Origin of the sequence: Paenibacillus sp. NPDC058174 (assembly GCF_042883865.1) — a bacterium.
Lineage (GTDB): Bacteria > Bacillota > Bacilli > Paenibacillales > Paenibacillaceae > Pristimantibacillus.
In genome coordinates this window covers 73,008-92,634 of sequence record NZ_JBHVUY010000001.1, presented here as the reverse complement: position 1 = coordinate 92,634, position 19,627 = coordinate 73,008, and the positions used below count along the sequence as shown (strand labels likewise).

13 protein-coding genes are annotated in these 19,627 nt (G+C 51.9%); 5 read left to right on the top strand and 8 right to left on the bottom strand.

Annotated elements, in window-relative coordinates:
- Positions 1-36: 36 nt before the first annotated feature.
- Positions 37-780, bottom strand: a complete 744-nt coding sequence (locus tag ACFVVF_RS00325; RefSeq protein ID WP_387804352.1) for a glycosyltransferase family 2 protein — start codon at positions 778-780, stop codon at positions 37-39.
- On the bottom strand, positions 777-1,844 hold the full coding sequence (locus ACFVVF_RS00320; RefSeq protein WP_387804350.1) for a glycosyltransferase family 2 protein: 1,068 nt from the start codon (positions 1,842-1,844) through the stop codon (positions 777-779). The genes ACFVVF_RS00325 and ACFVVF_RS00320 overlap by 4 nt, the downstream gene beginning before the upstream one ends.
- Positions 1,845-2,125: 281 nt before the next feature.
- On the opposite strand from ACFVVF_RS00320, the gene ACFVVF_RS00315 reads away from it, so the two are divergent.
- From ACFVVF_RS00315 to ACFVVF_RS00305, 3 genes are read left to right on the top strand one after another with little or no spacing between them, the layout of a single operon-like run.
- Positions 2,126-2,812: a class I SAM-dependent methyltransferase gene (locus ACFVVF_RS00315; RefSeq protein ID WP_387804349.1), complete on the top strand. Its 687-nt coding sequence runs from the start codon at positions 2,126-2,128 to the stop codon at positions 2,810-2,812.
- A 5-nt stretch (positions 2,813-2,817) separates the two neighbouring features.
- Positions 2,818-3,909, top strand: coding sequence for a glycosyltransferase family 61 protein (locus tag ACFVVF_RS00310; RefSeq protein WP_387804347.1), 1,092 nt, complete (start codon positions 2,818-2,820; stop codon positions 3,907-3,909).
- Between the two features lie 33 nt (positions 3,910-3,942).
- On the top strand, positions 3,943-5,115 hold the full coding sequence (locus tag ACFVVF_RS00305; RefSeq protein ID WP_387804345.1) for a glycosyltransferase family 4 protein: 1,173 nt from the start codon (positions 3,943-3,945) through the stop codon (positions 5,113-5,115).
- Here the strand turns inward: ACFVVF_RS00305 and ACFVVF_RS00300 are convergent.
- Positions 5,112-7,025 carry a DUF4214 domain-containing protein gene (locus tag ACFVVF_RS00300; protein WP_387804343.1) on the bottom strand — a complete coding sequence of 638 codons (1,914 nt, stop codon included), beginning with the start codon at positions 7,023-7,025 and terminating at the stop codon, positions 5,112-5,114. The genes ACFVVF_RS00305 and ACFVVF_RS00300 overlap by 4 nt on opposite strands.
- Positions 7,026-7,235: 210 nt before the next feature.
- Here ACFVVF_RS00300 and ACFVVF_RS00295 point away from each other — a divergent pair, with 210 nt between their 5' ends.
- Positions 7,236-7,916: an acetyltransferase gene (locus ACFVVF_RS00295; RefSeq protein ID WP_387804342.1), complete on the top strand. Its 681-nt coding sequence runs from the start codon at positions 7,236-7,238 to the stop codon at positions 7,914-7,916.
- 3 nt (positions 7,917-7,919) lie between these two features.
- Positions 7,920-9,038, top strand: a complete 1,119-nt coding sequence (locus tag ACFVVF_RS00290; protein ID WP_387804341.1) for a DegT/DnrJ/EryC1/StrS family aminotransferase — start codon at positions 7,920-7,922, stop codon at positions 9,036-9,038.
- A gap of 2,216 nt (positions 9,039-11,254) precedes the next feature.
- Here ACFVVF_RS00290 and uvrA read toward each other — a convergent pair.
- The 5 genes from uvrA to ACFVVF_RS00265 form a co-directional block, all read right to left on the bottom strand.
- Complete coding sequence (uvrA, locus tag ACFVVF_RS00285; protein WP_387804340.1) at positions 11,255-13,699, bottom strand: excinuclease ABC subunit UvrA; 2,445 nt, start codon at positions 13,697-13,699, stop codon at positions 11,255-11,257.
- 272 nt (positions 13,700-13,971) lie between these two features.
- Complete coding sequence (gene gmd / locus ACFVVF_RS00280) at positions 13,972-15,081, bottom strand: GDP-mannose 4,6-dehydratase (protein ID WP_387804338.1); 1,110 nt, start codon at positions 15,079-15,081, stop codon at positions 13,972-13,974.
- A 384-nt stretch (positions 15,082-15,465) separates the two neighbouring features.
- Complete coding sequence (locus ACFVVF_RS00275; protein WP_387804336.1) at positions 15,466-17,814, bottom strand: glycoside hydrolase family 31 protein; 2,349 nt, start codon at positions 17,812-17,814, stop codon at positions 15,466-15,468.
- A gap of 9 nt (positions 17,815-17,823) precedes the next feature.
- On the bottom strand, positions 17,824-18,666 hold the full coding sequence (locus ACFVVF_RS00270) for a carbohydrate ABC transporter permease (RefSeq protein WP_387804334.1): 843 nt from the start codon (positions 18,664-18,666) through the stop codon (positions 17,824-17,826).
- Positions 18,663-19,547 carry a carbohydrate ABC transporter permease gene (locus ACFVVF_RS00265; protein ID WP_387804333.1) on the bottom strand — a complete coding sequence of 295 codons (885 nt, stop codon included), beginning with the start codon at positions 19,545-19,547 and terminating at the stop codon, positions 18,663-18,665. The genes ACFVVF_RS00270 and ACFVVF_RS00265 overlap by 4 nt, the downstream gene beginning before the upstream one ends.
- Between the last annotated feature and the right edge of the window lie 80 nt (positions 19,548-19,627).

Genomic DNA, 19,627 nt, shown 5'->3' with positions numbered 1-19,627 from the left:
TTCCCCTCATCTCCCATTGCCGCCGTGAACCGGCGCTTATATGAAGCGATGGGGATCAATTCCCCATTTATCAATAAACAACTGCCGGTTTCGGGCAATCAGTTCGTTTAGCCCTTCCTCGTCGCCCTGTTTAAAGCTGGCGCTGCCATGATGGAAAACAAATGTGTCTTTCGCAATGACGATACGGTAGCCAGCCAGGCTTGCACGATAGCAATAGTCGTCATCTTCGAAGTGGCCCGGGGAGAACCTTTCATCCAGTACGCCAATTCGCTGCAGCAAGCCCCGGCTGAACAGCATACAGAATCCGATCACCCGTTTGACAATCTCATATTCTCCCTTGTGCTCATTCATAAGCCTCGCAGCCGTCTCGACATCATTGCCTGTCATTTCAATCTGCTGGCGCCCGCTCACGTAATTGGATAACGGACCGACGATACCAACAGAAGCATCCCGGCGGAAATGCTGAAGCATGTTGCCCAGCCAATCCTTCGATACGAGAACATCATTATTGAGCAGCAGCAAATAATCGCCTCGCGCAAGCCGAAGCCCCCAATTGCAAGCGACGGGAAACCCCGTATTGCCGGGATGAGAGATGAACGTAATGTTCTGCTCCTGCAAATAAGCAATCGTTCCATCAGTCGAGCCATTGTCGACGACAATAAGCTCATAGGACTCTGTCGTGCAATTGCGAATCGAAGCAATGGCTTCGCGCAGCAGAGGAAGTCCATTATAGGTAGGAATGATGATGCTCGTTAATCCCGGTTGCTCATCCCTTCTCAATTAGATCCCCTCATTCTAACGTTGTCTGCATATTTCAGTCTTGGTTCAGAGCTTCCCATCGCCCAGCCAAGTGCCTCCATATGGTCGCCGACGATCAGTTGAACCATTTCGTTGCCTGCCCCCGTATTCGACTTCCGGACCCGATTGCGTGTGATCACATCAACGCTTCCCCCAACGCCTACGCGAAGACCTGATTTTAACGCGATCGCTTGCGCCTTCGGAGGAACGGCCAGATTTGCGGGCCCAATTGTCTCGATCGCATGCCGGGACATCGCATGAGGGACAGCCGTTAACGAATTAATGGACAAATCCTCGCGCTGTATGGAGCGATTGAGAAATTCCTTCAGCACCGTAACCTCATCTCTTCCCTCGAATACCCCGATAAACGGCGACAAATCATTTAAGGCTACATCCATCCCTCCGTCAATCTGCCGAATAAAGGAAAGCAGCTTTTCGGCATCGATCGGAATGTCTGCATCCACAAACAGCATAACCTCCGATACGCTCACTTTCGCGCCGATAGCTCTTCCCACGTCATGCCCAAGCGGACTCGTGTAATGGAGAACAATCGCCCGGCCGCTGTTTCTCGCGTTATGCAGCGTGTTATCGGTAGAGCCATTAACAATGACGACAATTTCCTGCAGCGGAAGTCTTTCCAGCTCTTCAATCGCCGCCTTTAACGACTGCTCCTCATTCATCGCCATCACGACAGCACCCACCGTCTTTTCAGTTGGAAGCAGCAGCCAGTTCGGCACCGCTCTCCCGCTCACCGAGAAGTAACCGGCCAAAAACGACTTCATGCGGGAGCTGTAATTCTCCGCAGCAGCACCTCTGCCCGATTGGCGTATTGAAGCCGCCCAATGCCTTTGCAAGGCGAGCTGTTCCTCTTCACCCTGCTGTACAAATCCGCTCTCGGCTACGCTTCGGCCAAGTCTCCACGCCGCTTGCGAGTGAGTGACCGGCTTTGCAGTTTTACCCCGTTTCCGTTTTCCAGCGGTTTTGCGCCGCGTCGTGCGTACGGACGAGGGTTTGCGACGCTTCCGGCGAGCATGTACCCGGTTCATGTAATAAACCCCGCTCCTCTCATCATAGTAGACTTATCACTTTGACATAGTATGTTCCCCGCCTTGTTGCGCAACGGCTAGTGTACAGCCCTTTTCCGCGAGCTATAGCAATCCCTCCGCCTGCCAAAACCAGATTTCTCTATTATTAACTATCGCAATATCGCAGCGCAGATTCGATAAATGTGCAAATTGCCTCGGCTCAATCGCCCTATCCTATCAGTAGGTTCAAACATAGGATACGGTAACTGTGCTCTTTGACTCTCGCTATTGGAGGTTTAACTATGGAATGGAAGTATTATGAGCCGCATTTCGCCGCGGACAGTTCCCCACGGCTGCCTGTGGAATTTATGAAAGAAGGCGCATGGTCCGGACATCGCCGTTTTGCCTACGATCTGGTACGGTTCGCCCAGCCGCGTGTGCTGGTTGAACTAGGAACGCTATACGGAACCTCCTTTTTCAGTTTTTGCCAGGCGGTAAAGGACGGCTCCTTGCCGACACGCTGCTTTGCTGTGGATACGTGGGAGGGTGATCCCCATACCGGCTCTTACAGCCATTACAGCGATGTTATCTATGAAGCGGTTCATTCCTTTACAACGGAGCAATTTCCCGGTATTGGAGCTACGCTTCGCGGCACGTTTCAACAAGCTTTGCCCCGCTTCGCCTTAGGCTCCATCGATCTGCTTCATATTGACGGTTATCATACCTATGATGCTGTGCTGCACGACCTTTCGACCTGGCTGCCAAAAATGGCGGACAACAGCATCATCCTGTTTCATGACATCGCGGTTCGGTCCGGCGATTTCGGCGTATATAAGCTCTGGGAGCAGCTTCGCGATTATCCGAGACTCCAGTTTAATCACTCGAACGGACTAGGCGTTTTGTTCCCGAAAGGATGCCCCGCTTCTTTCCAACCGCTGCTTCACCAGCAGGATCGGCTCGCGGCCTATTACGAGAAATTTAGGAGCTGATTCACATGTACAAAATTCCGACGTCGTTCTACGAGAAGACGAGCGAATGGATTCAGTCGCTGCAGCTGCCGCTTGAACAGGTTCCCCTTTATTACCGGATTATCTATCCTGCTGAAACCCGCAGCCTGCCGGATATCAAGGGCTATGACGGACACCGCTGGCTGCCGGTTTGCAGCTGCGACGACGCATTTGTCGCTGTCATTCCGAACGGGCGTCTCGCAACGAGCAATTGCTATGTTGTCACCCCTGATAACAAAAGGCTGCGTGATCTGGAATACGACTGCCCGCCCATGACCTTAACGGAGCTGCCGCCTCCAATTCATATGAAGAAGACCGTTGCCACGCTCGTATGGGGCTGGAACCTGCCTCACTATACGACGAGAACGCATAACATTTTCGGCCATTGGTTTTTTGATATTTTACCCCGCTTCCATCTATTAGAAGAGAGCGGCATCCCAATCGACCATTACGTAATCGGCAAGCTGCATTATCCGTTCCAATATGAATCGCTCCGGATGCTGGGCATTCCAATGGACAAATTGATTGAGGTGGAAGAGCTCGACTTCCATTTGGTTGCCGATGTGCTCCTTGCGCCAGCTGTTCCTGTCGTCATCGGCAAATGTCCGCCATGGGCTTCCCGCTACATCGTAGAGCGGTTGAAGCATAACCAGCAGATTCCGCGGCGGCGGGGCTTTGACCGGATCTATATTTCCCGGGAAGACGCAGTCATGCGCCATGTGGCGAACGAAGCCGAGGTGATCGGCATGCTGGAGTCGTTTGGTTTTCGCAAAATCGTGCTATCGCCCTTGTCGACCGCCGAGAAGATTGCAATCTTCTCCAGCGCCCGCACCGTCATTGCGCCTTTTGGCAGCGGCAGCATCAATATCGCCTTTTGTGAGCCTGGTACGAACTATATCGAATTGTCTCCGAGCAACGTCACGGACAACTATTTTTGGAAGCTGGCCGGCCATGCAGGGGTTCATTATTACGAAATGATTTGCCCGATCGAGCGTCCAGATAAACCGGTGCCTGGCATGGACAATATTATCGTCAATATTACGAAGCTTAAGCGGATTATGAGACTAGCGGGCGTATAAGCTCAGCCTTTCTTCTACAGGAGGATAAACATTTTGAGAATACTCATTTGGTCGGTCAACTTCTCTATCGGAGGAGGCATGCGGCTGCTGCATAACTTGACGAAAGCAATGGCCAGACAGCCCGGTGTTGAGCATATCCGGCTCGTTGTCGGATCGCAGTCACTTTCGCGGAATATGAATGAGCTAAACCGGGTTCAAAATGTAGACGTCGTCGTCCATGATACAACCATCGATCATCCCGCAGCTTCCTTTCTGCTGGCCAATGTCGATGTGATCTATTATTTCTGGCCGCATACCCATCAATATGTGCCGATAGACCGGCCTACGCTCTGTACGTTCCATGACACGACCTTCTTTGATTTTGTACCGCCGTTCACGGATGGCAAACAGCTTGAATTCCATTGGAGCTTGTCCCAGAAATGGCTCGACAATGTAACCTCCGTCGCTGTATCTTCCCAGCATATGAAAAACCGGCTCATTGCCCATTTCGGCAGCCGCAATACTACCGCATTTGTCATTCCGCATGCCATTACGCCAATTGCCAGCTCGCATTCAACCCAGCTCTCGCCTGCTCTATCCAGCGTTTTGCCCCGGGAATATATCATTTACCCGTCCAACACTTCGCCGCATAAAAACCATAGTAATCTGCTGCTGGCGCTTGCCCAATATAAGTATCGCAAGCAGCATCCGCTTGTATTGACCGGTTATTTGACGGAGCAATTGCGGCTTCCCTTTCCGAACTTCGCCAGTGAATTCAGCTGGCTGCCGACATTGTCCTCCATTATGAATACGTATCAGCTGCAGGTCGATTCGGATGTGTATCCGCTTGGATTCGTGTCGGATCAGGATATTCCCGCGCTCATTAAAAATGCAAAAGCGCTCATTATGCCCAGCCTTTCAGAGGGCGGCGGCAGTTATCCGGTTGAAGAAGCGCTCCGGCTCGGAACGCCTGTGCTTTGCTCGGATATTCCGGTTATGCGGGAGCACCTGGCCCGGCATAGCGCCAAGATCGCATGGTTCGACCCGCATAGCCCGAATTCCATCGTAACGGCGTTGGATGAGCTAATGAAAAACTATGAGCAGTACAAAACCTCTGCGCTGCAAGGGATTCATGATCCAACCGAAACCTGGGATGATATCGCAGCCAAATATGTTGCTGTGCTTCGTGAAACGTATTACCGCTACTATGCCAGACGTATCTATTAAGAAGGCGTTGACGCAGCTATATTATCAACGATTACCGAATAGTCGCGCGCCACATCGATCCAGTTCCGGTGCAGGATGCTGCCAAGCGCAGCTTTCTGCTCCGGTACGACCGATTTGCCTTGAAGCCACAATCTTGCAATTGCATCTGCCATCTCCAGCTGGTCACGAGGATTGAATGTTGCGAAGCTGCTGGAATCGGAAATGACTTCTTCGACAACTTCCAGCCGCCCGTAGGCGACAGGAGTATCCATGAGCAAGGACTCCAATATCGGGAATGGACAGCTGCCCTCGAATAACGTCGGAACGACTGTGCCGCTCGCATATTTGTAGAGAGACGGCAGTTCTCCAGACGGGATACGGCCAAGAAATTGAATGGAAGTCCGGATGCCTGGGTCCCCTATCACATTTAGCGCCGCAGTTATTTCCTGCTGTCTCGGACGATTCGCCAAGTCATCCGTGAATACGAGTTTAAGACCCGATGCTGCGCCAGCCTCAGTCAATCGGAACCGGTGAAAAGCGTCGATCAGCCGCTCATGATTTTTATGAAGCCGGATGACAGACGGGAACACAATATAGGGACCGTACAACTTATATTTACTGCGGATCGTATCTTCACTGACAACACCAAAGGCTGAATATTCCTCGCGGGGCGCTGCGAACCGGATGACAGTCGTCTGGTGCTCAGGCAGCGATAGAAACTTATGACCTTCATGACGCCTCGTAAACTCTGAATCGAATACGACTGCGGCCGCTCTCGCCGTTATCTTTTGCGCAATGGCATGCACGTATTGATAATGAGCCTGATTGCCTGCATACAGCTCTGGAAAATGCAAATAAACGAGATCATGCAGACACACGATGATCGGCTTCTGCAAATATTGCGCCAACGCCATCCCGATATAAGGCACGATCCAGACATCGGCGGGAACGTTGCGGTTAATCATATCCATGCTGTCCGAATGATGGATAAGGACGCGGCCTTTAAAACGATCGAGCAGGGCATGGAAAACAGCGTTCGTCTCCTTGAAATTCGCCTCTGTCGTCGCGACATGCAGCGTGTATCCTTTATCCAGGGCAAGCAGCCCTTCCGATAGCCGGGCAATGAATCGGCCGATTCCCTCGCCGTCCATTGAAATTTGCGATCCAAAGCATAGAAAAATGCCGATGTTCCGGTATTTTCCGGACGATCGGGGTGCTGCTGGTGCAGGGGGATCTGCGGAGGTTAGCAAGCGTTGTGCCTCATCGGAAAGCAGCAGCTGCGTAATCCATATCCTCCGCTGCAGCCCTTGACGCAAGGTGGCAGCATAGCTGGCAACCCGTTCAGCTTCTGGTTCACGCTGCATGATATGAGCATGAGCGGCATGGATAAAATCCAGGTCTGCAGCCGGAAATAAGTGCTGGAAAACATGAGCGGCTGTGTTCGCCTCGCCGGAAGGTCCTCTGCCAAACACGTCTTCCGCTTCCTGGCTCTGAATGATCGATGCCGCGATCCACACTTTTGCCGTTCCGTTCTCCAGCCGCTGTTTATGATCCTGAAAGCCTGCAGCATCGGGTTCTCTCTGAAGAATCTGACGGTAGAGCTCCCATAGAAATTCATCGTGATCCAGCTTGAACATCTCGCGGAACCAATCTATAATGCGACCGCCCACAGGGAGCTGCTTTTTGAAGCTCTCATTACTGGCTCTCAGCCGAACAGCGTCAAAGCCGGTATTCACCGCTCTTTTTCTCGTTCTTGTTCTTGCCAGACGGCGACGGTATCCTTTACGGCCCTTTCGGCCGCGGCGCCCTTTTCGCCTTCCTTTGCCTGATTTTCGCAGCAATCTTCCCGGCCTTGCATGCTTGCGGCGTTTTTTTCGGCTTTGCGAACCGCGCTTGATTGAACCTCTTTTGCGATTACCTTTGCGTTTCATACTCAGCCTCCAATCCGTCTTCTTCTAGTTAGAGTATTGTCACGGCCGGAAAGAGCAACGGCATTCGCCCGAGCGGGCCGGGGTTTGCAACCATATTTGTGAAAATAGACGGCTGTCTATCCCTTTTTGAGACCATTTCAACGGAAATGAATAAATTAGAGTAACTGCTCTTCTCTTGCCATCCTATTAGATGAGAAGGAGTCGAATGCGATGCGCAATCACGCTCTGCCGAACAAGACCGTCATCGTCGGCGCCGGAGGGCACGCCAAGGTCATTATCGATATATTGCGGGCCGATACTCATGTGGAGCTAATCGGCTGTCTGGGACAGCATGCGGACAACAAGCTTCTAGGTCTTGCCGTACTCGGAGGCGACGAGCAGCTCCCCTTGCTTTACGCTCAAGGCGTCCGTCATGCCTTTATAGCCATTGGAAACAATGAGCGCAGGCAGCATCTGGCCCGCTATGCCGAATCGCTTGGCTACGAACTAATCAATGCGATCAGTCCGCGCGCTTATCTTGCTTCAAATGTCACCCTTGGCAGCGGCGTGGCGGTTATGCCCGGCAGTATTATTCAGCCGGATACGATCGTCGGCTCTTATTCCATTATTAATACCGGGGCTACCATAGACCATGACGGGGCAATTGGTGAAGCCTGCCACATCGCTCCCGGCTGTACCCTATCCGGCAACGTTTCCGTGGGCGATTTAAGCTTCCTCGGGACCGGCGCCAAGGTCATTGACGGGATGCGGATCGGGGCAGGGTGCATGATTGGAGCGGGGGCCGTCGTTATCCGGCACATCCCTGATCATGCGCTTGCTGTCGGTGTGCCCGCTGTCGTCAAGCGCATTCAAGCTTCTATAGAACCGAACGTATCACGGAGGGAGACTTAATGAATGGAAGGCAAATTTTATCCGGTTGCCGTTCCCGTTTTAAACGGAAATGAAAAAAAATATGTGATGGACTGTATTGATTCCTCGTGGATTTCATCGACGGGAAAATATATTACGGCTTTCGAGGAAGCCTTCGCCGCTTATTGCGGCGCCCGCTACGCCATTTCCTGCAGCAACGGAACGACTGCACTTCATCTGGCCCTGCTCGCGCATGGGGTGGGTCCTGGCGATGAGGTAATTGTGCCGACTTTGACCTTTATCGCCACCGCCAATGCTGTCGTCTATTGCGGCGCGAAGCCGGTGTTCGCCGATTGCGAGCCGGATACATGGAACCTTAGCATCGAGCATGCGGAATCGCTTATTACACCTAAGACGAAGGGGATTATTCCCGTCCACTTATACGGCCACCCGGTCGATATGGATGCCGTTCACGCGCTGGCCCAGAAGCATGGCCTGTTCGTGATCGAAGACGCCGCCGAAGCGCTTGGAGCGGAATTTAACGGCCGCCGGACCGGCTCATTAAGCGGCTGTGCCACGTTCAGCCTGTTCGGCAACAAGATCATTACGACCGGCGAAGGCGGCATGATTACGACCGACGACGAAAAGCTTGCCAGTACGATGCGGACGCTGAGAGGTCAAGGCATCGACCCGGTGCGCAAATACTGGTTTCCCGTCATGGGCTATAACTACCGGATGACGAATATGCAAGCTGCCGTCGGCTGCGCGCAGCTGGAAAATATCGATTGGCATGTCGGCGAGCGCATTCGCGTCGCTTCGCTGTATGATGCTCACCTCCAAGGCACAAACGGCATTACGCTGCCGGTCCAGAAGCCTTGGGCCAAAAACGTGTACTGGATGTACAGCATCGTGCTGGACGGCGCCGACGAAGAGCGGCGGAACCAGTTCATGGCGCTGCTGAAAGAGGACGGCATCGAGACACGGCCGTTCTTCTATCCGATGCATGTGCTCCCGCCGTACAAAGATCTTCAGCCGCTTGACCAGTTTCCGGTTGCTAACCGGATCGCTGCCCAGGGGCTGAATGTTCCGACCTACGGCGGGCTTAGCGAGTCGGATATACAGTATATAACCGACCGGATTAAGTATCGACTGCTGCATGGGTAGCAGCTGTTGATAGGAGAAAGGCTGCCTTCCTTTTTGGGAGGCAGCCTTATTTTGTGCAGCGGGATTAGGCTAGGGGCCGGGGTCGCTGCGCGTTACGGTTCATTCAGCCTTTCTTGATTCCATTTCTCCCATCGCTGACTCGATGGTAAATGGATTGAATCGACAAAAAGTCTGACTGAACTCGTTACGCTCCCGCTCTCCCTATTACCGCCGTAAACCCTAAAGTACACTGCACGGGATCGCTGCGCGTTACGGTTCATTCAGCCGTTCTTGATTCCATTTCTCCCATCACTGACTCGATGGTAAATGGATTGAATCGGCGAAAAGTCTGACTGAACTCGTTACGCTCCGCTCTCCCTATTACCGTCGTAAACCCTAAAGTACACTGCACGGGGTCGCTGCGCGTTACGGTTCATTCAGCCGTTCTTGATTCCATTTCTCCCATCGCTGGCCCGATGGTAAAATGGATTGAATCGGCGAAAAGTCTGACTGAACTCGTATCGCTCCGCTCTCCCTATTACTGCCGTAAACCGCTAGTAAACTATGCCCTGGTATCACCGGGCGCTACGGTTCTTACTAATATTATTGGTTCCTTTTCCCCAAAAAAATCTGCTAGAAATAACTAGTAACGAAGCCGTTTCGCTATTTTGCGAAGGGAGGTTCGCTAATTTTGCTCCGGATAGGCAGAATTCTGCTGTCTTTCTGCTTTAGCGAAGAGAACTTCGCTTTTGAAGAAGCTAAGTTCCCCAGTAGCGAAATTCTCTTCGCTGTAGCGTTGGCCAGCATCTTTTCGGCACTCGTTCAGCGAATTATGCTTCGTTCTTTTGCGAAGTAGGTTCGTTATAGGTAGACATTAACGAATAACGAAGCGGATTCGCTATTTTGCGAAGGGAGGTTCGCTAATTCTGCACCAGATAGGCGGAATTCTGCTGTCTTTCTGCTTTAGCGAAGAGAACTTCGCTTTTGCAGAAGCTAAGTTCCCCATTAGCGAAATTTGGTTCGCTGTAGCGTTGGCCTGCATCTTTTGACGCTCGTACAGCGAACTTTGCTTCGTTCTTTTGCGAAGCCGGTTCGTTATAGGTGCATGTTAACGAATAGCGAAGCGGGTTCGCTATTTTGCGAAGGGAGGTTCGCTAATTCTGCACCAGATAGGCGGAATTCTGCTGTCTCTCAGCTTTAGCGAAGAGAACTTCGCTTTCGAAGAAGCTAGGTTCTCCAGTAGCGAATTTCTCTTCGCTGTAGCGTGGTAGCCATCTTTTAGCGCTCGTACAGGGAACTTTGCTTCGTTCTTTTGCGAAGCAGGTTCGTTATAGGTGAATGTTAACGAATAGCGAAGCGAATTCGCTATTTTGCGAAGGAAGGTTCGTAAATTTTGCTCCAAATAGGCGGAATGCAGCCGCACTCCAGCATTAGCGAAGAGAACTTCGCTTTTGAAGAAGCTAGGGTCTCCAGTAGCGAAATTCTCTTCGCTGTAGCGTTGGCAAGCAACTTTTCGGCACTCGTACAGCGAACTTTACTTCGTTGTTTTGCGAAGCAGGTTCGTTATAGGTAGACGTTATCGAATAGCGAAGTGAGTTCGCTATTTGGCGAAGAGAGGTTCGCTAATTTCGCCCCAGATAGGCGGAATTCTGCTGTCTTTCTGCTTTAGCGAAGAGAACTTCGCTTTTGAAGAAGCTAGGTTCTCTAGTAGCGAAATTCTCTTCGCTGTAGCGTTGGCAAGCAACTTTTGGCACTCGTACAGCGAACTTTGCTTCGTTCTTTTGCGAAGCGGGTTCGTTATATTCGGACGTTATCGAATAGCGAATCGGGTTCGCTATTTTGCGAAGGGAGGTTCGCTAATTTTACCCCAAATAGGCGAAAATTCGGCTGTCTTTCAGCTTTAGCGAAGAGAACTTCGCTTTTGAAGAAGCTAGGTTCTCCAGTAGCGAAATTCTCTTCGCTGTAGCGTTGGCCAGCAACTTTTGGCGCTCGTACAGCGAACTTTACTTCGTTCTTTTGCGAAACAGGTTCGTTATAGGTAGACGATAACGAATTGCGAAGCCGGTTCGTTATAGGTAGATGATAACGAATAGCCAAGCGGGTTCGCTATTTTGCGAAGCAGGTTCGTTATATTCGGACATTAACGAATAACGAAGTGGATTCGCTATTTACTCCTCAGCCTATGAAATTCTATCAACCAACCAATCCAGCCGTACCCTCCCAATCGAACGAAGCAGCTACACCTTTAAAAACTGGCCGGTGAATGATCCAGGCGCTTGAGCGACTGCCTCTGGTGGTCCGCTGGCAATCAGCTCCCCGCCTGCTGTTCCGCCGCCGGGTCCCATGTCGAGCACCCAGTCCGAAGACGAAATCAGATCGGTATTATGCTCCACCATAATAACCGTATTGCCTGCGTCCACCAATTTATTGAGCAGCACATGCAGCTTTTGGACATCAACTGGATGCAGGCCGGTGGACGGTTCATCCAGCAAATAGAGCGTATGTCCAGAAGCCGGCTTGCTCAGTTCCCGTGCCAGCTTCAACCGCTGGCCTTCTCCGCCGGACAAGGTGGTCACAGACTGACCCCACTGCAGGTAACCCAAGCCAACCTCGCATAGCAGCTCCAGCAATGCCGCCATCTTTTTTTGCTTGGCGAACAGCGGTACGCTTTCTTCTACGCTAAGCCCCAATATATCTGAAATCGAATAGCCTTCATATTGAACCTCCAGCACCTCCGGCTTGAACCGCTTGCCGCGGCAATCCGGGCACTCGATCTGCAAATGGGAGAGGAAATGCATATCCACTACGACCTGACCCAAACCTTCGCAGCGGTCGCACCGGCCGCCAGGTGTATTAAAGGAAAAGCTGTTTTCCTTCAAGCCCCTCTCCTTCGCTTGTGGCAGAGAGGCGTAAATTTTTCGCAGCAGTGTATATAGATCGATATAGGTAGAAACGCTGGAGCGCTGCATGCGGGACAGCGGCGACTGGTCGACGCGAATGATGTTGTCGATACCGTCCAGACCGGTTATTTTGCGGCAGCCCGGTACCGCAGTCTTGCTTTTGTCCGCGTTCGCAAGCAGTTCAAAAACTAAGGTCGATTTTCCCGAACCGGATACACCTGATACCGCGATCAAGCACCCAAGCGGAAAAGATGCCGTAACCTTTTGCAAATTGTGCAGCTCTGCATCATAGATCGTAATGTGCTCACCGCTGCCGCGGCGCTTTTTGGAGATGAGCTTCATATTCTCATTCAAGTAACGACCAGTTACAGAGTCCGGCTGATTCATCAGCTCTGCGACCTTCCCTTGGCCGACGATTTTGCCGCCGAAGCGGCCCGCGCCAGGTCCAACGTCAATGACATGATCAGCCTGTTCGATGACAAGATCATCATGCTCAATCACGAGTACAGTATTGCCGAGATCACGCAGCTGCTTCATTACATGCACCAGTCCGTCCGTATCTTTCGGATGCAGGCCCGACGTCGGCTCATCCAGCAAATACAATACTCCGGTCAAACCAGATCCAAGTATAGATGCAAGTCTCAACCGCTGCGCTTCGCCTCCAGACAACGTAATTGCGTTGCGATCCAGCGACAAATAACCAAGACCGACATCTACAACTCTTCTCACTTTAATGAGCAAGTCATGCAAAACCGTTTCCAGCAGGCTGTCTCCCTCCTGCTCATATTTGGACTGAACACGGCCAAGCCACTCGCAGAGCTCATCAAGCGACATTTTGGAGAGCTGAGGCAGACTGCTGCCTTCCACTGTCGTAAGGCGGCTTTCTTCCTTCAATCGTTCTCCGCCGCAAGCTTCACAGCATTGAGCTGTAAAATAATCGGCTTCCCCCGACTGACCTTCCTTTTCCTTATAGCGCCGCCACATCCCGTTCAGCACGCCTTCGAATTTGCCCTTCGTTACCGTCTTAGGGGGAGCGATGTCCGGGAACCGGCTTGCGAATGCTTCGCTCTCTGCTCCGTACAGCAGCAAGTCCCATTGTGCTTCGCTGTATGAATGCAATGGCTGATCACCGTTCATCGCAATGCCATAATGTTTTCCGGCCGCCTCAAGAATTGCCGTCTGGTACTCGCTTAGCATGCCGTTCCAGAACCTGACACCACCATCCTTGATACCTTTCTCCTTATCAAATACTGTGTCGACGTCAATCTCCACGACTGTCCCCAAACCGCTGCAGGTCGGGCAAGCACCATTGGGGGTATTAAAGGAAAAATCCGACTTCGTCAGCCGCTTGTTCTCGTGACCGCAAGCCGGACAATCTACCGTCTCTGATTCTTCGATCGATGCAGGCAGAATAGCCTCGTTGCATTCTACGCATCTGCGCTCTCCTTTTTTATGAAACACGAGCCTCAAATACGTATACATGTCGGTCACTGTCCCTACCGTCGACCGCGGATTGCGGTTCGTCACATGCTGGCCGACAGCAATCGAAGGAGACAGCCCGATAATCGAATCGACTTTGGGCTTCGCAATGGATTCGGAGGACAAGCCGCTAGACTCCATATACTGCCGCTGGCATTCCCGTTGTAAAATGTCCATCGCAAGCGTTGACTTGCCCGATCCAGAGGGTCCAGTCACAACTACCAGCTGATGCTTCGGAATATCCAGCGAAATATTTTTCAGATTGTTTTCCCTTGCTCCTTTAATACGAATAAAATCGTTCATGCAACACTCTCCTTGATTGCTAATTTTATAGAAGCAACGCATAAACTCTACACACTAACCTTAGTGTACAACATTCATGCAATTGATAAGGTTACGTCTATAAGCACCTTTAATGATAGTAATATCACGTCATAAATCTGTCATGGAGCAAGAAGGTTTTTCTTTAGCCCCACTCCACCCGTCGCTATGTATCTCCCAACGTATATGCACATCTCATGCAACAAAACCCTGACAGCAGAACTGTCAGGGTTTTAATGGGTAGTTACTACAACTTATTCAATATCCAGACTGACGCTGTAGCCCAGCTTGCGAAGCTCGACGACCCGACGCGCTTCCTCTAAATCATTTGCGACCATTTCCTGCACAAGGCCCTTCAAATCCGTCTGCGGCGCCCAGCCCAGCTTCTCAGCCGCTTTGGATGGATCGCCCAGCAGCAAATCCACCTCGGAAGGCCGGTAAAACCGGGGATCGACCTGTACTACTTTTTGTCCGGCTGCCACCTCTGGACGATTGCTTGTCACAACATAGCCGTATTCCTCCGCACCTTCGCCCTCAAATGCGATTTCAATGCCTGCTTCCGCAAAAGCAAGCTGGACAAAGTGCCGCACTTCCGTCGTTTGGCCGGTTGCTATGACATAATCCTCAGGTACGTCCTGCTGCAAAATGCGCCACATCGCGTCAACATAATCACGCGCATGGCCCCAATCCCGCTTGGCCGACAGGTTGCCGAGGCCAAGCGTCTGCTGCAAGCCAGTCGCGATGCGCGCGACAGCTCGCGTAATTTTGCGAGTTACGAACGTTTCGCCGCGTACCGGGCTTTCATGGTTGAACAATATGCCGTTGCATGCATAGATGCCATATGCCTCGCGGTAATTGACCGTAATCCAATAGCCATAAAGCTTCGCTACTGCATACGGGCTGCGCGGATAGAATGGCGTTGACTCACTCTGCGGTACAGCTTGCACAAGTCCGTAAAGCTCAGAGGTCGAAGCCTGATAAATCCGTGTTTTGCCCGACAGACCGAGTATCCGTACGGCTTCCAGCAGACGAAGCGTGCCGATCCCGTCAGCATTAGCCGTATACTCAGGCGTATCAAAGCTGACATGAACATGGCTCATCGCCGCGAGATTGTAAATTTCATCGGGCTGAATCGCTTGAATCAATCGAACGAGATTCGTTGAATCGGTCAAATCGCCGTGATGCAGCGTCAAACGCCGCTCCGTACGGTTCGCTTCCTCTACAATGCGATCGATGCGCCCGGTGTTGGAAAGCGAGCTGCGGCGCCGCAGTCCGTGCACGATATACCCTTTCTTAAGCAGCAGTTCGGCCAAATACATGCCATCCTGCCCTGTAATTCCAGTAATGAAGGCGACCTTGCTCATGGTTCCCTCCGTCGTTGTTCATAGTTGGTTTTGGCCGTTAATGCCTGCCACTCCAATATGGTATGAATCTAGTACGGCTCGGGCATCGGTTAAACAACTATTTCCGGCAGACGAAGGTCAGGTTCACCCGTAAATCAGATCAAACAAATTCGTTCATGTTCACTAGCAGACTGCGTAAGCGAAATTAGGATCGCTGTTGTATACAGATTCTTCAATTAATTTCCTAAAGGTTAGAATCCGTATACAAAGGCGAACGCTAACGCTTCTCCAGAATCATTCGCTTACTCCGTCCGTAGTAAACTTAATTCAGCCAGCCCTTCACCTATCGAACAAAAACCAACCCCAGCGGCCATACGGCTGCCAGGGCTGGCTCTCCCAAATCTATTAAACGGTTAAAACCGTCCATCCCGGTTTTGTATTATCGGCCTCTCTCGTATCACTACTCTTCACCGTTACAGCGCTTCCTTTCACTTCAACAGCATACAGCTTCTGCCCGGAAGGCTCGAACAGCGAGCAGCAGAGCGGCCCCTGATCGGACACATCTGATCCTTCAAAAGCGTGAAACGCAATATTCTCCCAATCCAGAAAAGTCGTCGACAACGCCGGCTTCAACTGCGGAATGACCGAGCCTGCTTTGACCAGCAAAATGATTGGAATGTCGCCAGCCTCTATACGCTGCCAGCTGCAGCCAGTCCAACGCGCGCCAGTCTGAAAATCGATCCATTCACCTGGCGGCAAATAGACGTTGCGCCCGGTCTTCTCCTCAAAGATCGGAGCGATGAGCAAATCCGTACCGAACATATACTGATCTTCCACCAGCCAAGATCCCGGATCATTCGGAAATTCGAAGAACAGGGCGCGAAGCAGCGGATGCCCTTTGTCAGCGCTAAGTTTGGCCTGAGTATAAATATACGGCAGCAACGAATATTTCAGCTCGGTCACACGCCGGAAGTAGGCGGTGAAATCCTCGCCGTATGCCCACGGCTCTGTTGGAGGCGCGCCATGGCAGCGGCTATGGGAGGTCAGCATGCCGAACGGAAGCCACCGGCGGTACAGCGCCTCGAGGCTGCTTTCCACGAAGCCGCCAATGTCATGGCTCCAGAAGGTGAAGCCGCTCAGCCCGAGCGATAAGCCGCCTCTTAACGACGCAGCCATCGCACTGTCGGTATTCTCAGCGTCGCCGCCCCAGTGAATCGGATAGCGCTGGCTTCCCGCCCAAGCGCTGCGAGCCCAGATGATCGCTTCGCCATTCACTTCGCGGGTAATATCCGCCACCGCGCGGTTATAACGAAGCGGATATAAATTATGCTCCGCATATCCGCTTCTGCCAGAGGCATATAAGCCGTTCAATGGAGCAGCCTCGCCGAAATCAACCTTAATCGCGCCTACACCTAACTCTAGCAAACCGGCGATTTTTTCCTTGTACCATTGCTCGGCGTCTGGATTGCTAAAGTCGAGAATAGCATCATCGGTTGGCAGATTGCCCTCGCCGGTCCATACGGCATAGCCCTTCTCAAGCAGTTCGCCATAGAGAGGGTTCGTTGGCGTGAAGTATGGCAGCTGCCACAGCGATACCCGCAGCCCCTGCTCCTTCAAATCTGCAATCATCCGCGCCGGATTCTCGAACCGCTCACCGGAAAACTCGTAGTTGCAGCGCCAGTCCTTATCGAACCATCCCGTATCCAGATGAATGACATCGGCGGGAATGCCATTGGTCCGCAGCTTTTCTGCAACCTCCCGCACTTCCTCTTCCGAGCTGTACGTAATCCGGCTCATCCATAGGCCAAAGGACCAGAGCGGCGGCAGCGGACTTTTACCCGTCAGATTCGTATACTCGGTCAATACGTCCTTCGGCTCGCCGATGAACAGGAACAGATCCAGCTCCTCTTCCCCGGTATACAACGTTTGCGTATCATCATAAGCTGCGCCCAAATCGAAAGTCATTGGCGCCGTAGAGTGAACGAACATGCCGTAGCCCTGGCTGCTCAAATAAAACGGAATCGGCTTGTACATACGCGGCGTTTGCGCGCTGAGCGCATCGGTCGTGAACAAATCGATCCGCTGGCCGCGTTTGTTCAAGCGGGTGAACGACTCTCCCGTACCGAACAGCTTCTCGCCCGGCTGCAGAGAAAAGCTGGCCGCCAGCTGATTGCCCATATCAGCAGAGCTTCTGCGAAAGGCAAATGGCAGCTGATTGGAATTGAGCAGCGATTTGGAATCGGACAGATGCCGTGTCTCGGTCAGGATATCGCCTTGCGAGTTCCGCAGCGTTATTTTCCACGGATTAAAGCCTACCGTCACCGACCCGAAGGGGCTCTCGTAGACGACAGCCGAATCACCTTCTCTCCGTGACTCCCATGGCTGACGGCGGTCTGCCGCTCCCTCCTCCAGCATGAGCGACGGTTCATTGGATGCTTTACGGCTGGAGACAGGTCGCGTCTTCATGCGCAGCCGGATCGTCCTCTCGCTCAAGAAAGCGAGCTGGAAATCCGTAACCGGCTGATCTGCATATTCATCCGGGAACTCCCAGCCCTGGGATGCGGCGAACGGATAATCGATCTGGTTGAACGAAAGTCGGGGCTTGCGCAAGTAGCGCTGCCATTGCATTTGACCTTGATGCGTACCTGGATCGTACGACACTACGGATGATGCAAAGAAGTACGTATCTGAAGGCTCATCGAAGCCCGCTCCCACATCAAATGGACGATTTAATGGATATTTAGCAGTTGTCATATAATTCGATCATCCTTTCACTGCGCCGTTTGTCAGTCCGCTGACGATATACCGCTGTACGAAAATAAAGAGAAGCGCTACCGGAATGATGCTGACCGTACCGAAAGCCATCGTATTATTCCACGAAGTGCTTTGGAAGCCGAGGAAGTTATAAATACCCGCTGTAATCGGCCGCAAGCTTTCCTTGCTGATGAACGTCATGCCGTAAATCAGGTCGCCCCAGGCAAACAGGAATGAGAATACAATTGCAACAACGACGCCCGGAACCGCAATTGGAAGCATGATGCGGAAAAAAGTCGTCAGCGTATTGCAGCCGTCGATCTTTGCCGATTCCTCCAGCTCCTTCGGCAAGGTCACGAAATAGGTGCGCAAAATAATAACGGCAAACGGAATGCCAGCCGTCGCATTTGCCAGTATCGTGCTCCAGTAAGAGGGGCCGATGAGACCCAGCTGCTTAAACAGCAAGAACAGCGGAGTCAGAATAAGCGAAGCGGGCAGCATTTGCGTGACAAGAAACAATAAGACGAACAAATGGCGCCCCGGAAAACGGAAACGGGCTACGCCGTAGGAAGCCGGAATTGCCAATAATGTCGAAATGATCAATGCGCCAACCGAGATGACGAGACTGTTGCGGAAGCCCGCGAATATATCGACGGAGGAGCCGGTAAGCTGCTCCGTGTACGATTCGAACTGAAATTGATGCGGAAACCAGGTTTGCGGCGTCTGGAAGATTTCAGCTTCCGTCTTGAACGAAGTCGCTGCCAGCCAATATAACGGGAAGAGAAAGACTGCTGTGACGATAATTCCGAAGAGCGGCAGCAGCCATTTTGCATTTTTTTTCAACAATGTCATGACCGCTCCTCCCTATTCAGCAGACGCATGTAGATAAAGCCCACCACGAGCAGGACGAGGAACATGACGTTGGCGACGGCCGCCCCTTGGCTGTATTGAAACTGATCAAAGCTCAGCTTGTAGGCGAACGTAGACATCATTTGTGTCGAGTTGACCGGTCCGCCGTTCGTAATGATCAGCACGATGTCGAATACTTTGAAGGTGTAAATAAAGCCTAACACCAGCAGTGACAGGATCGCCGCTTTGAGCTGTGGCAGCGTAATGCGGAAAAACCGCTGCAGCACGTTCGCGCCGTCGATCGCCGCGCTTTCGTAAATGTCTTTGGGAATTGTCGTCAAAGCCGTTGTCAGCAAAATCATATTGAACGGAATGCCAATCCATGTATTGGCAAGGATGACGGTAAACATCGCCGTATGCTGCTCCACGAGCCATTCGATTGGAGCTTGAATCAGATGAAGCCGCAGAAGCACATCGTTGATGATGCCCCCGGAGCCGAACATAAACTTGAACATCATCGCTGTAATCGTCGCCGGCAGCAGCCAACTGATCATGACCAGCCCCCGAAGCCGCTGTGAGAACCGGAACGAAAGCTGAAACAATAGGGCGAAAGCAAGGCCTACAACAAATTGCAGCGCAATGCACATTACCGTAAAAATCAGTGTGTTCTGCAGCACCTTCACCAGCGTGCCCTCACGGAACAGCTTCGTGTAATTGTCTAAGCCGACAAAAGGCTGGTCGCCGTTCACCAGATTCATGACGTTAACGTCCAGCAAACTTAACCGTATGTTGTCAATGATGGGATAGCCTACGAAGAAGAGCATATAGGCCAGCGCCGGAAGCGCGAACAGGTACCCCGCTCTCCATTCTTTAAACTTACTCATGGTGTTCACCGCCCTTAGAAAAAGGGAGCACATGGAAGCTGCACATGTACTCCCTTTATCGATTTTTCAAAGCCGTAATG